Annotated in this window: 11 protein-coding genes; 3 read left to right on the top strand and 8 right to left on the bottom strand. The window is 73.5% G+C overall.

Annotated features, from left to right (window positions below; genetic code table 11):
• Window positions 1-49: 49 nt before the first annotated feature.
• From A4E84_RS05280 to A4E84_RS05270, 3 genes are all read right to left on the bottom strand, one after another.
• Complete coding sequence (locus A4E84_RS05280; RefSeq protein ID WP_062925418.1) at window positions 50-3982, bottom strand: wHTH domain-containing protein; 3933 nt, start codon at window positions 3980-3982, stop codon at window positions 50-52.
• A gap of 138 nt (window positions 3983-4120) precedes the next feature.
• A complete protein-coding gene (locus tag A4E84_RS05275; RefSeq protein WP_062925417.1) occupies window positions 4121-4807 on the bottom strand; it encodes an HAD family hydrolase in 687 nt (228 codons plus the stop codon).
• Between the two features lie 19 nt (window positions 4808-4826).
• The gene (locus A4E84_RS05270; RefSeq protein ID WP_062925416.1) at window positions 4827-5303 is read right to left on the bottom strand and encodes an Lrp/AsnC family transcriptional regulator; all 477 of its coding nucleotides are present in this window, start codon (window positions 5301-5303) and stop codon (window positions 4827-4829) included.
• 198 nt (window positions 5304-5501) lie between these two features.
• Between A4E84_RS05270 and A4E84_RS05265 the strand changes: the two genes are divergently transcribed.
• A complete protein-coding gene (locus A4E84_RS05265; RefSeq protein WP_062925415.1) occupies window positions 5502-6992 on the top strand; it encodes an FUSC family protein in 1491 nt (496 codons plus the stop codon).
• 229 nt (window positions 6993-7221) lie between these two features.
• On the top strand, window positions 7222-8247 hold the full coding sequence (locus tag A4E84_RS05260) for a lactonase family protein (protein ID WP_062925414.1): 1026 nt from the start codon (window positions 7222-7224) through the stop codon (window positions 8245-8247).
• 101 nt (window positions 8248-8348) lie between these two features.
• Here A4E84_RS05260 and A4E84_RS05255 read toward each other — a convergent pair whose 3' ends face one another.
• From A4E84_RS05255 to A4E84_RS05240, 4 genes are all read right to left on the bottom strand, one after another.
• The gene (locus A4E84_RS05255) at window positions 8349-9272 is read right to left on the bottom strand and encodes a sirohydrochlorin chelatase (protein ID WP_033307137.1); all 924 of its coding nucleotides are present in this window, start codon (window positions 9270-9272) and stop codon (window positions 8349-8351) included.
• 110 nt (window positions 9273-9382) lie between these two features.
• Window positions 9383-10369: an N-acetylglucosamine kinase gene (locus tag A4E84_RS05250; protein ID WP_062925413.1), complete on the bottom strand. Its 987-nt coding sequence runs from the start codon at window positions 10367-10369 to the stop codon at window positions 9383-9385.
• Window positions 10366-11043 carry a uracil-DNA glycosylase gene (locus A4E84_RS05245; protein WP_062925412.1) on the bottom strand — a complete coding sequence of 226 codons (678 nt, stop codon included), beginning with the start codon at window positions 11041-11043 and terminating at the stop codon, window positions 10366-10368. The genes A4E84_RS05250 and A4E84_RS05245 overlap by 4 nt, the downstream gene beginning before the upstream one ends.
• Window positions 11044-11135: 92 nt before the next feature.
• Window positions 11136-12293 (bottom strand): WD40/YVTN/BNR-like repeat-containing protein, encoded by a 1158-nt coding sequence (locus tag A4E84_RS05240; protein WP_062925411.1) that lies wholly within the window; start codon window positions 12291-12293, stop codon window positions 11136-11138.
• 210 nt (window positions 12294-12503) lie between these two features.
• Between A4E84_RS05240 and A4E84_RS05235 the strand changes: the two genes are divergently transcribed.
• Window positions 12504-13088, top strand: coding sequence for an Rv1733c family protein (locus A4E84_RS05235; RefSeq protein ID WP_062925410.1), 585 nt, complete (start codon window positions 12504-12506; stop codon window positions 13086-13088).
• A gap of 8 nt (window positions 13089-13096) precedes the next feature.
• On the opposite strand, the gene A4E84_RS05230 is transcribed toward A4E84_RS05235, so the two are convergent.
• Window positions 13097-15112: a hypothetical protein gene (locus tag A4E84_RS05230; protein ID WP_062931323.1), complete on the bottom strand. Its 2016-nt coding sequence runs from the start codon at window positions 15110-15112 to the stop codon at window positions 13097-13099.
• Between the last annotated feature and the right edge of the window lie 67 nt (window positions 15113-15179).

Below are 15179 nucleotides of genomic sequence, written 5' to 3'. Positions count from 1 at the left end.
CGTTATGCGTGAGGTGAGGGGACGTCAACGCTGCGGACAGGATTGGTGTTCAGTGCCGATCGGGACGGGGCACACGGGCCAGGGCGGCTCTGATGGTCACGGCGGGGTCGGGGACGGGGATACCGAGGTCGTTGAGCAGGGAGACGATGTGACCGATGCCCGTGCGCTTCCGGAGAGCGGTCTTGACCAGGTACTCGAGCGGGAAGTGTTCGGCCTCGGGAACATCGCCCGCGTCCAGCTCGTCCGCTCGGATGAGTCGCAGGGCCTCGCTGAAGGAGAGACCCTTCGGGAGGCTGTCGTGGGACGTCGGGATGTTGCAGGCATGCAGGCGCTTCGCGATCGTCGTGGGCGGGGCCCCCAACTCCCGTGCCGCCAACAGAAGATGGCTGAAGGGCACAGCTTCGTCCGTCTGTGTGTACCACCAGTTGACCGGGCCGCTCTCGCGTAACATCTCCCGGTCCAGTGAGGTGGGCCGGCGGGGGACCGTCACCGCTGTCGCAAAGCCGTACGCGCGCAGGCGGTGGATCTTGAAGCGCAGGTCGTCGAGGTTCTCGACGCCGCTGAAGATGTTTCCGTAGAACATCGGACCTCCCGGGACGAGGAAGCTGCCGTACATCCCGTCCTGGAGGGCCCAGAGGTCGTCCGTCGTGGCATCCGCCGGAAAGGGGTCCGGCGGAGCGGCTCCGAGCGCGGTCAGCATGGCCAGTACCTCCGCCGGTTCCCTCGCGCATTGCTTCGCCGCGCCGAGGATCAGACCGGGCGTTGCCTGCTCGGGCTCCAGCCAGGGCTGCCTTCCGTTCGCACCCTGGCTCAGCAGCACGACCGTCTCCGCCGTGGGGTGGTCCGGCAAGCGGCCGGAGCGGGCGCTGAGCCCGTGGGACGCGAGCCGTCGGCAGACTTCCGGCACGGAGAGGCCGGACCGGAGGCTTGCGCGCGCCACATGCCCCAAGGGGACCACTGCCCGGGGATCCAGGCAGCCCTCGGTGACTCTGTCCGGGTCGAGCCAGAGCAGGTCGTCCTCCGTCGCGGCCTCGCACAGTGCCACCACATCGTCCGGCACCAGGAGCCCGAAACTCCGCAGCAGACCGGCCGTTGAGGCAGCGGTGTCGTTCGTGCGTGCCGCCGCCTGCATCAGGTCCGCGGTGGACAGGGGGTCCTGTCTGCCCAGGAGGCTTTCGCCGTAGCGGGGCCGGAAGGCCGCGCTGTTCGCCCTCGTGAGGCGGGCATCGGCGGACCAGGACCGCGGATCGGCCTTCGAGTAGCCCAACGCGGCCAGCCGCGTGGCCACTTCGCGCGCGGTGCACTGGAGTGTCTCGCCGGCTTCGGTGAGGTCCCCGTGGTTGTCGAGAGGCCTGCCGTGCCACCGACGTGACTGACGGGCCATCAGCAGCCACTGGTCGGACGGCCGGGGTCGCCTGACGGGACGGGTGTCGTCCGCCTCCGCGCACACCTCGGCCAGTTTCTTCAGGGCCCGTGCGGGACGGCGGGCGAGGACCCGCCAGAGGAACACGTGGTCCGGTGCGTAACCGTCGATATCACTCCACGCGACGGGACGGTAGCGCCGCTCCTCACGGCCCTCGTGCGGGACGAGGGAGGAATCCGCCGGAAAGTATCCGACCTCCGGACTGCCGAACTGCCGGCCCCGGAACACGAGTTCCCGGCTGTGCGCGGAGAGCGCATCGGCCACCACATCGGCCAGAACCGCGCTTCCACCGGCCACGTGGGAGAGCCAGGGAAACCCCGGCACATCGTCGTCGCCCTCCGCGAGAACGCTGCCGGCCCTTTCCACCAGCTCCCTCACCGGCACGCTCACATCGTCCAGGACATGCCGGCGGTCCACCGACAGCTTCGCCGGGGACCACGGGCCGCGCAGGTTCACCACCACCCCGGCCAGCCCCGGGCCCGACTCCGAGATGACCCCTCTGCGTACCGTGGGCTCGACGACCAGCCCGTCGACGAGCAGCGCCCCGCCCTCCTCGCACCAGACGACCTGTGCGCCCCGTCCGTCCCCGGACCAGGCCAGCAGGCTTCCGTGCGCGTTCAGCCCGGTGTCCGCGGGACCGGTCTTCCTCCGCTTCTTCAGCCGCCCCTGCTCCCACGAACTGCTCAGCATCCCCTTTCGCGCCGTCGTGGGGAACTCCGCGATCGCGAGCACCCGGTCCAGGACGTCGATCACCGACCAGCTCGCCGGCTCGATGTCGGGCCGCAGATACAGCCGGACCCGGGTGCCGGGCTCGCGACCGCGCGCGGCCTTGCGCACGATCCTGAAGAGGTGGCCAGGCCCGCAGATGGACACCTCGTGGACGGGCCCGGGAACGCCGTCGGCGTCCATGCGGCACGTCGTGACCCGGATCTCCTCGGCGAGCATGAAGTAGCTCAGCACACCGATCCCGAACCGGCTGTTCGGATACAGCGTCACCGGCGGGTCCAGGGACTCCCAGCGGGCCCGTTCCAGCTTGAACTCCAGTTGCTCGGCGAAGCGGGCGCCGGCGTGGGAGAACACACCGCGCAGCTCGGCCTCGCCCATGCCGATGCCGTCGTCCCGGCAGTCCAGATAGGCCCGGCCGTCGTCGTCGGTGTCCTGCGTGAAGGAGATGCTGCCGGTGTACGGCGTGCCGGACGGTTCCGTCGTGCGGTCGAGGTACTCCTGCCGGGCGCGCCGGTAACGGCAGGCGTCGAGCGCGTTCTGGTACAGCTCCCGCACGGCCAGATCGCGGTCCTTGTACAGCTCGATCCCCATCGCCAGGTCGAGGACCCGGCGCCCGTCGCTCCGGAACCTCGCGTACCCGTCGAAGGTGCCGCGGCTCGGAACCACGCCGTCGGCGGAGAGCCGGGTGGGGAGGTCCGGCATGGGCTGGTTGACCCGTTCCCTGACGGTGCGCCGTATCGCGTGCAGCATGGCGTCGGCACGGGCGGTGTACTCGCGCAGACCCTCCACGACCGCCTCGTGGTGGCATTCGGCGCGGAGCACCGGCAGGTCGCGCGAGCCTCCCCAGTGCGCCTCCGCGAGGGTGCGGCGCAGCAGGGGCAGATCCACCGGATACGGGATGGCGAGGTGCTCGGCGACGATGTCCGGCAACGCCGTCGTCTCGACGGACATGCCGTAGGCCAGGGCGACGAGGAGGCCGACGCGCTGGAAGCGGATCTGCTGGTGACCGGGTCCGCAGCGGACCCGGTCGTCGGCGGGCAGCAGATTCAGGAACTCGGGGTGGCAGATGTCGGGACCTCGCCGGAGGCCGTGCAGGAGCACGGTCAAGCGGTCGGCGGCGAGTGCCGCGCCCAGCTCCCCGACGGAATCGCCCAGCTCCGCCATGAGCGTGTGGACGGAATCGGTGTCCGAGAACTCCCCGTGCTGGGCGAGGCGGCGATGGCAGAGCCACCAGCCCACGAGCGGTTCCGCCCCGGGTTCCCGCAGGGCCCGCTGGACGAGCGCCTCGCTCTCCTCGGCGAAGACCTCGAACGCCAGCCTGTCCGGGTCGGCAGTGCCCGCGGGCCGCAGGGACCAGGGACGGACCTGCGCGAGCCGTACCGCCCGCCGCAGGTAGTGGACCCGGTGCAGGAAGGGGAACAGGACGAGCAGGGACGCCTCGGCCGGATACAGGTCGAGGCCCTTCGTCCCGTCCTCGGGCGGCTCGCCGAGCAGCCACTCGACGTTGTCCAGGAACGCGGTCGCGATCCGCGCGTCGCACCAGGGGTCCTGCTCCAGCGACCGTTCCAGCTCGTCCCTCATGCGGGCCAGCCGGGCCGCGAGGGCGGTTACGTGCCGCCGGTGGTGGCCGGTGTCCCGGCCCTGCGGCACGTGCCGCCAGACGCAGGAGTCGCCGACCCGGCGTTCCCAGGCGTCCATGGCGACAGATGCGGGCGCGGGCCCCGTCGGCGGGACGGCCGTGTGCACGTGCAGTGCCCCGATCGAACCGGCCTGGACGACCGTGCCCGCCACCGTGTCGCCGCCCACGACGTTGCGGGTGCCACCGTCCGCCAATGTGCCGCTCCCCTCTGGCGCTTTTGAAGAATCTACGAGGAGCGCAGCCCGGGTGCGGCCGGTTTCGGCTGATTGAACAGCCGCTGGTCGGCGTCTCGGTGAGACCGGCGGGGAAGCGTCGTACGGCTGCCCGCGGAGCTAATCCCTCCGGCACAGCCAGTCGAACGCCGCCTGCCCCGTGAACTCCTTCTGGCCGCCCCGCAGCAGCAGGCCGGCGGTCGCGAACTCCGGTGCGTCCACCTGGGCCGGGACGTACGGGACGGCGATGCACCGCATGCCGGCCGCGTGCGCGGCGGCGGCACCCGGAGCGGCGTCCTCCAGGACGACACAGTCGGACGGGGACGCCCCGAGCCTGCGGGCCGCCTCCAGGAAGATGTCGGGGGCCGGCTTTCCGTGCGCGACCTCGTCGGCGGAGACCACGGTGTGCAGATGCGCGTCCAGTCCGGTTCCGGTCAGCACCGCGGCGATGGCCTCCGGGGACGATCCCGAGGCCACGGCCATGGGTACGCCCTCGGCCGCCAGCATCTCGACGAACGTGCGCATCTCGGGGTAGGCGCGGGTGGTGCTGCGGGCCAGCTCCAGATAGCGGCGGTTCTTGGTGGCGAGCAGTTCGTCCACGGATGCGGGCAGGTCGTAGCGGTCCTTCCAGTCCGCGACCGTCTCCTGTGTGCTGATGCCGACGTACCGCTCGTGGTCCGCCCAGGTGAAGTCCGCGACGCCGTACGCGGCGAGCGTCCGGCGGCCCGCCTCGTAGTAGTTCGGCTCGCTGTCCACGAGTGTTCCGTCGAGATCGAAGATGACCGATATGCCGCGGAGTTTGCTCATGGGGCCATGCTCTCAAAGATCATCCACGAGCCGACCGCCCGATCGACTCCACCAGCGGCAGCATCCGGTGGGACACGCGCTCGCGCAGCGCGACCTCCGTACGGGTGCGCACCACCCCGGGCATGCTGATCAGCTTCTGGACGATGTCCTCCAGGTGCGCGTTGTCCCGCGCCACCACCCGGGCCAGCAGATCCCCGCCGCCCGTGATCGAGAACGCCTCGACGATCTCCGGCACGGCCGCCAGCGCGTCGCCCACCTCGTCGAGATGGCCCTGGGTGACCTCGATGTGGACGAACGCCAGCACCGGATGCCCGAGCGCGGCGGGGGAGAGGGCCGGTGCCGTGCCGGTGATCACGCCGTCGCGCTCCAGCCGGTCCAGCCGGGCCTGCAGCGTGCCGCGGGCGACACCGAGGATCCGGGCGTACTCGCGCACACTCGTGCGCGGCTGCTCCAGCAGCAGTCGCAGGATGCGGGTGTCGAGCTCGTCCACGGGCATGGCGCGTCCTCCTCGTCCGTTGGCTCTGCCGCGGCCGTCTCCCGGCCGCTCCGGATGTACCAATGGACCAGTCTAAAAGGGGCCGGTTGAGCCAGTGGACCCCGGGATGCTGATATAGGTGCGTCGATGGCGCTGCGGACCCCGCGGCGCCTTTTTCATGCGTACTCATGGCCGGTGTGGCGAAAGGGGCGGTAAGCGGTGCTGAAGAGGGTGTTCATGGCTCCGGATCCGGGGCGGACGCGGTTGCGGTTCGCCGCGCGAGCCGTGCTCGGCATCGCGCTCGCGGTCGCCCTGTGCGGCCTCGCCGGGCAGTCCCTCGCGGGAACGGTCACCGGTGGTCTCGCCGCCCTGCTCGCCCTGTTCACCGTCACCGACGCGACGGTCCGCGGCCAGGCCGTCACGACCGCGCTGCTGCCCGCCGTCGGCCTGCCCCTCCTCACCGCCGCGGCCGAGCTGCACGACCACCCGGTGGCGCGGGACCTCACCTTCCTCGCCGTGGTCGGTGCGGGCGTGTACGCGCGGCGCTGGGGCCCGCGCGGGCACAGCCTCGGCGTGTTCGCGTTCATGACCTTCTTCGTGGCGCAGTTCCTGCACGCCACCACCGACCAGCTGCCCCAGCTGTACGCCGCGGTCCTGCTGTCCGTCCTCGCCGCCGCAGCGGTGCGCTTCGGCCTCTGGTGCTACGAGCGGCGCCTGCCCCCGCCCGCCGTGCCCGCCCCGCCGGGCGGCACCGGTCTGGCCCGGGTCACCACCCGCCAGGCGATCCAGGCGACCGCCGGAGCCGGCTTCGCCCTCGTCGTGGGCCAGCTGGTGTCCGGGCAGCGTTGGTACTGGGCCGTCGGCGCCACCTGGTGGATCTTCGTCAACACCACCTCCCGCGGTGAGACCCTGGTCCGCGGTTTCCGGCGGCTGCTCGGCACGGTCATCGGCATCGGCCTCGGCCTGCTCGTTGCCCTGCCCGTGCACGGTGATCCCGCCGTCACGGCCGCCCTCGCCGCCGTCTGCGTCTTCGGCATCTTCTACACGGCCGCCGTGTCCTACACGTGGATGATGCTCTGGGTCACCCTCCTCGCCGGACTGCTCTACGGCCTCCTGGGCGTGCTCGGCCCGGACCTGCTCGCGCTGCGGCTCGCCGAGACCGGTGTCGGGGCGCTCGGCGCCGCCCTTGCCGTGATCCTCGTCCTGCCCGTCACCACCCACAGCATCACCGACGCCTGGATCCGGCGGGCCCTGCGCTGCGTGCACGCCTGCGCCGTCGAGACCGCCCGGCGACTGGCGGGCGCGGCCGACGCCGATCCTGCCCCGCGGGTGGCGGAGCTGGAGCAGCTCCTCGCCCGGGTACGGCTCTCGGTCGCCCCGCTCGTGCACCCGCTGAACCCGATGCTCGGCCGCAAGCGCCGGGCCCGGCACGTCCTGGACCTCCTCGACGACTGCGCCCGGGAGATCCGCGGCCTGGTCGCCGTCGCAGCCGACCCGGAGGCCTCCCACGACACCCGCCTGGCCACGGCCTGCCGACGGGTGGAAGCGGCCGTCGAAGCCCTCACCGAGGGCAGGGACCTCGCGATCCACACGGACGGGCTGCCCCACGCGGAACCCGCCCTGGCTCACCTGCACGGCCTGGAACGAGCCCTGACCGAACTGGCCCGTCCCCTGCGCACGCCCTCGGGCTCGCCGCTGGTGGGGGCCTGACGGCCGCTTCAGCGTGACAGGGGGACCCTGTGAGCTGCCCCGACTGCGACTGCGACTGCGACTGCGACTGCGGCTGCGGCTGCAGCGGCGCTGGGCCGGGCTGACCGTGGCCCGCGTACCCCCGGCGGCCCGGGGCCGACTGGGCGAACCACCCCTTGACCGCTTGGTCTAGACCTTGCATGATCGGCTGCGCTGTCCTTCCGGGCGGCGCGGGCGAGAGGGGTCAGCGGTGGCGGACGGCAGGCGACGGGCGTTCATCGGGTCGTTCACGGCGGCCGGCGGCCCCGGGATCGTGACCGCGGAGGTCGACCCCGGCAGCGGCGCGCTGACCGTGCTGAGCAGCGTGCAAGCCGTCCCGGACCCCTCCTACCTGACCCTCGCCCGAGACGGGGAAACGCTGTACGCGGTCAGTGAGACGGCCGAGGGCACGGTGGCCGCCTACCGGGTGGCCGGGGACAAGCCCGAGCCGGCCGGGCGGCCCGTGCCGGTCGGCGGCAGCGGACCGACCCACCTCAGCCTGTTCGCGGGGCACGTGCTGACCGCCAACTACGGCTCCGGCAGTGTCACCGCGGTCCCCCTGCGCCCCGACGGCACCCTCGCGCGGTCCGCTTCCGGTGTGCTCCGGCACACCGGCGCCGGACCGCACACGCCCCGCCAGCAGGGGCCGCACGCCCACCAGGTGCAGCCCGACCCGAGCGGACGCTGGGCCGTCAGCGTGGACCTCGGGACGGACTCGGTGCGGGTGTGCACGCTGGTGGACGGCGCCCTCGCCCTGTACCGGGAGACCGCCCTGCGCCCCGGCTCGGGGCCGCGCCACCTGGCCTTCCACCCGGACGGCACGCACGCCTACGTCGTCAACGAACTGAGCCCCTCCGTCACCGTGTGCCGCTGGGACGCGGCGGAAGGCGTCCTGACGCCGCTGTCCGAAACCGCAGTCCTGCCCGGCACACCGGCGAGCGACGCCTATCCCTCGGGCATCGTCACCTCGCCCGACGGCCGCTTCGTGTGGACCGCCACCCGCGGCGAGGACGTGCTCTCCGTGCTCGCCGTGCAGGGCGAAGAGCTGCGGCTCGTCACCACCGTGCACTGCGGCGGCCACTGGCCCCGCGCCCTGGCCGCCTCCGACGGCTTCCTGTACGTCGCCAACGAGCGCTCCGGCGATGTGACGTGGTTCGCGGTCGACCCGCTCACGGGCCTGCCGCGACGAGGCGGCTCGATCAGGGTGGCAGCGGCGTCCTGCGTGACCCTCGCCTGAGCCAGAGGTACAACACACCCCACCGGACGCCCCACCCGCGACGTCGAAGGCCCGCTCCGAACCGGAGCGGGCCTTCGAGGCGTTGCGCGCGGCAGCCCGCGTCAGCGCACCGGCGTGCTCTGTGCCTGCTGCGGGGCGATGCCCAGCGCCGTCGTGTACTTGGCCAGGGCGAGCTTGCCGATCGCCGGGTACGCTCCGAGCGACTCGGCGGCGGAGCAGCCCGCCTCCTTCGCGGCTTCCTCGATCAGCCCCTGCTCGATCTCCGGACCGATCAGATACGGAGCGAGCGCCAGCTGCTGCGAGCCGGAGGAGCGCAGCTGCTCGGCGACGGACGCGATGGAGCCCTCCTGGTCCAGGGCCGCGGCCATCACCGGCACGGCGAGGCGCGCGGCCAGCAGCATGCCCGTGATGCCGGCCGCCTGCACCGCCTCGTCACCGCCCACCGACGCCAGGACGATGCCGTCCGCGGCGGTCGCCACGGTGAACAGCCGGGCACGGTCCGCACGGGCCAGACCGGCCTCGGACAGCCGCACGTGCAGCGCCTCGGCGAGCAGCGGGTGCGGGCCGAGGACGTCGGTCAGCTCGGCGGCGACCCGGCTCTCCATGAGGGCCTGGCGGACCTGGCGCAGCAGCGCGCTGTCCGGGCCGGCGAGCAGCGGCACCACGACGGCGACGGGGCCGTCGGGCATCTTGACGTCCATGCCGGCGGCACGGGCCTGCTCGAAACGGGCCGTGCGCTCCTCGGCGGCGTGCACGAGCACGGCCTGCAGCGTGGGGAACTCCGCGTTGTCCCCGTCGAGGTATCCGATGCGGGCGTCGAGGCCGGGCAGCTCGGAGCGGGCGATGCTCACGACCTCCTCGGCGAGGCTGCGCGTGGCACTACTGGGCGTCCCCGGCACGGCGAGGACGAGCGCCGGCGCGCCCTCGGGAGCAACCAACGGCTCGGGACGGCGGTGCCGTCCGGGCTGGCGGGGGCGCGGCATTCGTACGGGCAGGCCATCCGCGGGCCCAGTGGGGGAACTCATGGCGCCGCATGTTACTGGCTTCTTGGGTTCCCCTGTTCGGGGAGGGTGCAGGTGAGCGGTATCCATCCTGTTTTGTCTGATGTGTTACCTACCGATGGGATGTGATCGGATCAATCACCCGACCGGGTGGTCACGGTCAGCATCGTCTCGTCACCCGGCAGCGTGAGCGAATCCGTGCTCAGTTCCGTCGCGATGCGCACCGAGCCGTGCAGTGGATCGCCCTCGGCCGGCACCCGCCGGACCTGCGGGAGCCGCTGCGTCAGTTCCTCGTCCAGCGGCCCGAGCAGCGGGTCGCCCAGCTTGAACAGGCCGCCGGTGACGGCGACACGCGGCTCACCGCCCGAGGGGCACACGGCCGCGGCCGAGTCGGCCAGGTGCCGGGCGGCTTCCCGCAGGATGCCCGCGGCGACGGGGTCCTCGTCGGCGCATGCGGCCACGCGGGGGGCGAAGGAGGCGAGTACGGCGGGCCGGTCGGGGCGGGGATACAGCGCGCCGGGCAGCCCGGCGACGGGCCCGAACACCTCCTCGGCGCAGGCCAGCAGACGGGTCGAGCCGCCCTCGCGTCCGTCGTGGGCGCGCAGTGCGGCCTCCAGACCGGCCCGCCCGATCCAGGCGCCGCTGCCGCAGTCGCCGAGCAGATGCCCCCAGCCGTCCGCCCGCCGCCAGCCGGTCAGGTCGGTACCCACGGCGATCAGCCCGGTGCCGCCGGCGATCACGGCACCCGGCCGCGGCCCGAGCGCCCCCACGTAGGCGGTCACGGCGTCGGCGGCCAGGGCGACCCTGCGCACGCCCCACTCCCGGGCCAGGGCGCCCGGCAGTTCGGCGCGCAGCCCGGCACCCAGGGAGGCCAGCCCGGCCGCGCCGACGGCGACGGCGGTCAACGGCACCGCTCCCGCCTCGGCGTTCAACGCGCGCACCAGCGGCACGAGTTGCGTCATGAAGTGCCCGGGATCGATGCCCCGGTCGCCCGTGCGGACCGGCTCACCGGACGCCCGCCGGGCCAGCGGTCCGCGCTCAGCGGTCCCCACCACGGCCCGGAGCCCGGAGCCGCCGGAGTCCACGGCGAGAAACCCGGACTCCTCCGACGGCCCGCTCACGGCAGGCGCCAGTCCACCGGTTGGCCGCCCTGGCGGATCAGCAGGTCGTTGGCCCGGCTGAACGGTCGGGAGCCGAAGAAGCCCCGGTCGGCCGACATGGGGGAGGGGTGGGCGGACTCGACGGAGGGCAGGTCGCCGAGGAGCGGACGCAGATTGCGGGCGTCACGGCCCCACAGGATGGACACCAGCGGCTTGCCGCGCGCCGCCAGGGCCCGGATGGCCTGCTCCGTGACCTCCTCCCAGCCCTTGCCGCGGTGGGCGGCGGGCTTGCGGGGGGCGGTCGTCAGAGCCCTGTTGAGCAGCAGCACGCCCTGCTGCGTCCACGGCGTGAGGTCACCGTTGGACGGCTGGGGGAGCCCCAGGTCGGCGTTCAGCTCGCGGTAGATGTTGATGAGGCTGCCGGGCAGCGGCCGCACCTCGGGCGCGACCGAGAACGACAGCCCCACCGCGTGCCCCGGAGTGGGGTACGGGTCCTGACCGACGATCAGGACCCGTACGTCGTCGAAGGGCTGCTGGAAGGCCCGCAGGACGTTCGGCCCGGACGGGAGGTAGGTGCGTCCCGCGGCGATCTCCGCGCGGAGGAAGTCCCCCATCGCGGCGACGCGTTCGGCCACCGGTTCCAGGGCCTTCGCCCAGCCCGCTTCGACGATTTCATGCAAGGGTCGTGGTGCCACGGGCGTCACCCTACTGCCGTACGGGCAGCGGCGATCAACCGGTGGCCAACGCCTGTGCGCAACCTCGTCCCCTCCCCGGCCCCGTTAGCGCCTCAGCCGACGACCGCGGCCCGCACGCACAGCACGTCCGGCAGGTGCGAGGCGAGCTGCTGCCAGCTGTCGCCGTCGTCCGCCGAGGCGAACACCTCGCCGTTGCGGTTGCCGAAGTAGACGCCCGCCGGGTCGGCGTCGTCGGTGCACATCGCGTCGCGCAGCACCGTGCCGTAGTGGTCCTCCTGGGGCAGGCCCGCCGAGAGCGGCTCCCAGCTCTTGCCCGCGTCCGCGGTCCGGTAGACCCGGCACCGGTGGTCGGCCGGGACCCGGTCGGCGTCGGCGTTGATCGGGAACACGTACGCCGTGTCGCCCCTGTGCGGATGCGCCACCGCCGCGAAGCCGAAGGTGGACGGGAGGCCCTCGCCGATGTCCGTCCAGTGCGCGCCCGCGTCGTCGCTGCGGTACACCCCCCAGTGGTTCTGGAGATACAGCCGGTCCGGGGTGGCGGCGTCCCGCGTGACCTTGTGCACGCACTGGCCGAACTCCGGGTTCGGGTCGGGCAGGAACACCGCGGAGACACCCGAGTTGGAGGGTGTCCAGCTCGCGCCGCCGTCCAGCGTGCGGAACACACCGGCGGTCGATACGGCGACCGTCACCGCCCGCGGGTCGCGCGCGTCGGTGAGCACGGTGTGCAGACCCTCACCGCCGCCGCCCGGCACCCACTTCGACCGCGTGGGGTGCTCCCACAGGGGCCGGACCAGCTCGAACGTCTCCCCGCGGTCCTCCGAGCGGTACAGCGCGGCCGGTTCCGTCCCCGCGTACACCACGTCCGGCTCGGCGGCGGCCGGGTGCAGCTGCCACACCCGCTCCAGGGACGCCTCGGTGTCCTGCGGGAACTTGACCGCCGGGCTGGCCGGTTCGGTCCAGGTGTGGCCCAGGTCGTCGGAGTGGAACACGGACGGGCCCCAGTGCGCGCTGTCGCCGCCGGCCAGCAGCCGCGGGGTCCCGGCCCGGGTGTCGATGGCGACCGAATACACGGCCTGCGCGTTGAAGTAGGGGCTCTCGTCGAACTCCCAGGCGCCACCACCTCGCCGGCGCCCGATGAACAGGCCTTTGCGCGTGCCCACGGCGAGCAGTACCTCGGTCATGCCGATCACCTCCGCGGCGTCTTCGTCGACGCCTTCGTCCCGGACATCGGCCAGTCTGCACCCGGCCACTGACAGTCACCTCCGGGCCGTGCTCCGCCGCAGGTCAAAGGGGTGTCGGCGGCGAGGAGGCTGAGGTGGCCCCGCCCCTTCAGCAGGGCGCCGGCAGGGGCGGGGCCGTGGGGACCGTCACGCCGGGTAGGTGCAGTGAGCATCCGGGCGCCGCCGTCCGTATGGGGTGGACGGCGGGATGGTCGTGGGCTCGTGAGGAGGAGGCCTTCGATGGCGTTACGTGGTCCGAAGGTGTGGCTGTGGCGCTGGCGGCGCAATCCGCTCAAGCGCCGCGCCGACAGGGTGGAGGCCTGGGTCGTCCTCGGCGTGTGGACACTCACCGTGCTCGCCGGGGTGCTGGCCGGGACGGCGGTGAGCCGTTCCGTGGCGGACGGACTGGCCCGGGAACGCGTCGAGTGGCGCCCCCTCGTGGCACGGCTCGCCGAGCGCGCTCCGGGGACGGCCACCGAGAACGCCCATGTGTCCCGCGCCGAGCAGGTATGGGCGACGGCACGGTGGACCGCCGCGGACGGCTCCCGGCACTCCGGCCAGCTGAGGGTCCCGGCCGGCAGCGCCGCCGGGGCCCCGGTCACCGTGTGGACGGACGCCGAGGGCCGCCAGGTCACCCGGCCCGTCACCGAGTCCCAGGCCCGCGTACGGGCTCTTCTGACCGGCGGCGTGGCAGGCCTGTGCGGCGCGGCCGTACCCCTGATCGCCGGCCGTGCCCTGCGCAGCCGCCTGGAGTGCCGCCGGATCGACCAGTGGGACGCGGAGTGGTCCCGCTTCGGCCCGATGTGGGGGCGTACGACGGGGTGAGGCGAGGCCTACCGGTGCGCCTGCCCGGCCAGAGCCTCCCGGCACTCCCGCAGGAGCCCCAGGTCCTCGCGAATGCCGTGACCGCCGGAGTCGGGGCGATGCCGCCGGGGAGAGGCGAGCTCCGCCCGGAGCACGTCGTGCAGGGGAGTTCCCGCCGGTCCCAGTGCCGAGAGGCTCGCGGCGATCGTGCTGCGGGTGCGCGGTTGTTCCGCCCACGTGGAGCGGAGGAGGGGGAGGAACCCCTCCGGTTCCCCGGTGATGCGCCACACCGCGCACGCGGCCGTGGCCCGCGCCCACGCGTCCCCGGAGCCGGCCACCTCGCGCAGCCCGGGCAGGGCCGGGCGGGCCGCCGGGCCCAGCCGCCCCAGTACGGCCGCGGCACGGCGCCGCCGGCCGCTCGTGGGGCCCGTCAGCTCCCGCAGCAGGACCGGCAGCACGGCATCCGCGTCGCCCGCGACCGACCACAGGGCGTCCGCCGCCGCGACGGCGCAGCCGGTCTCCAGCAGCCCGCGCAGATCCGGCATCGCCTCGCGCGCGCCGCCGCCGAACACGCCGAGGGCACGGGCCGCGGCTTCCGTGACGGTATCGCGCCGCTGCAGCCCGTCCGGCAGGCCGCGCAGCAGCCGCAGGACCGCGGGCAGGGACTCGGCGTCGCCCAGTGCGGCGAGGGCCGACAGCAGGGGAACCGCCCGCTGGTGGATGTCGGACGCGTCGAGCGGCAAGCGGGCGAGCCGTCGCCGCAGCGCCGGAGCGAGCGGCAGGGCCGCACGCCCCAGGTGGGGTATCACCAGCCCCAGGTCGTCCGGTACGACCGGGCCCGCCAGCACCTCGGCCAGCACCGGTGCGGCCCGCGCGTCCCCGGTCCCGGCCAGTGCCTTGAGCGGACCGCCCAGGGCGGGAGCACTCCTCTCCCGGTGCCGTATGCGCAGCCCGGGACGGTACGTCACCAGCGCGTGCAGGCGGTCCGCGGCGGGCGCGGCCAGTTCGCCGAGCTCCACCAGGACGGCGACCGCCGCGTCGTGCAACCGGCCCTCTTCCGTGCCCAGCTGGCCGCCGATGAGGGTGACCGGCTCCGCGTGGCCGTCACGCCACTCGCGGAACAGGCCGGCCGACATCCACACGCCGTTGCACCGGTCGAGGGGATCCGGACTGGTCAACTGCCCGCACAGCAGGGCGACCCGGTCGGCCACCCGGCTGCCGAGCGCGGAGTGCAGGGTCCGCAGCAGCCGGGAGCCCTCCTCGTCCGAGGGGCGCAGCCGCAGCAGCCGGCCGGCGAGCGTGTCCGGTCCGGGACCGTCGTCCGCGTGTCCCGCGGCAGTCCGCTGCCCGGATCTGTCCCTGAGCAGCCGGACGACGGCCGGCACGAGATCGGCGGGGAGCAGTTCCGGGGCGCACCCCGCGAGCTGGCCGAGTGCGGCGAGCCGGAGCCCGGGGTCGTACGGGGGCCTGCTCAGTTCGGTCAGCAGGCGGACCGCTTCGACGGCGTGGGCATCGCTGGTCAGGCGGTACCGCTGCGCGAACAGGCCGAGGCTCTCCGTCAGGGCGAGCAGGACGCGGTCGTCCCGCTCCACGGTGATCCGCTCCCGCACCAGGGCGAGCACCCGCTCCGGCGGGTCGAGGAACCGCACCAGCGCCCCGGGGACCGCCCTGCGCACCCCCGCGTCCGCGTCCCCCGCGAGCCGGACGAAGACGCCGGCCCGCGCGCGCAGCGCCGCGCGGGCCCGCACCGCGAGATCACCGCGGGCGCCGTCCTCGTCGCCGATGCTGACGAGGAGCTCCACGATCCCCGCCCGGTCCCGAACCTCCTCGCGGACGGCGAGCGCGAGGAGAATCGGAAGGCAGGCGAGCGTCGAGTCGTGCACCTCGCCCCGGTGGTGCACGGCGCCGTACAGCCCGTCGAGCGCGGTCTGCCGCTCGGCCGGGTCGGCGGAGGCCAGTCCCCGCAGTAATCCGGGTACGTCCTCCGCACTGCCGTACGCATGGCGCAGCGAGGCCCAGTCGACCTCGTCGATCCCCCTGAACACCTTGTCCTCCCCCAGACGATGTGCCATCTGACGGGGAGTCTGCACCACGGCACTGACAACGAAGCGG

Origin of the sequence: Streptomyces qaidamensis, assembly GCF_001611795.1 — a bacterium.
In the GTDB taxonomy this organism is placed as follows: domain Bacteria; phylum Actinomycetota; class Actinomycetes; order Streptomycetales; family Streptomycetaceae; genus Streptomyces; species Streptomyces qaidamensis.
Note: the sequence above shows the minus strand (reverse complement) of the source record. Positions and strands in the feature narration are given on the sequence as shown.

Excerpts from the sequence above, each read along its gene's own strand:
- A4E84_RS05270 (WP_062925416.1), bottom strand. The coding sequence starts at position 5,303 with ATGCCCGTGGACGAGCTCGACACCCGCATCCTGCGACTGCTGCTGGAG.
- A4E84_RS05255 (WP_033307137.1), bottom strand. The coding sequence starts at position 9,272 with ATGAGTTCCCCCACTGGGCCCGCGGATGGCCTGCCCGTACGAATGCCG.
- A4E84_RS05235 (WP_062925410.1), top strand. The coding sequence starts at position 12,504 with ATGGCGTTACGTGGTCCGAAGGTGTGGCTGTGGCGCTGGCGGCGCAAT.
- A4E84_RS05275 (WP_062925417.1), bottom strand. The coding sequence starts at position 4,807 with ATGAGCAAACTCCGCGGCATATCGGTCATCTTCGATCTCGACGGAACA.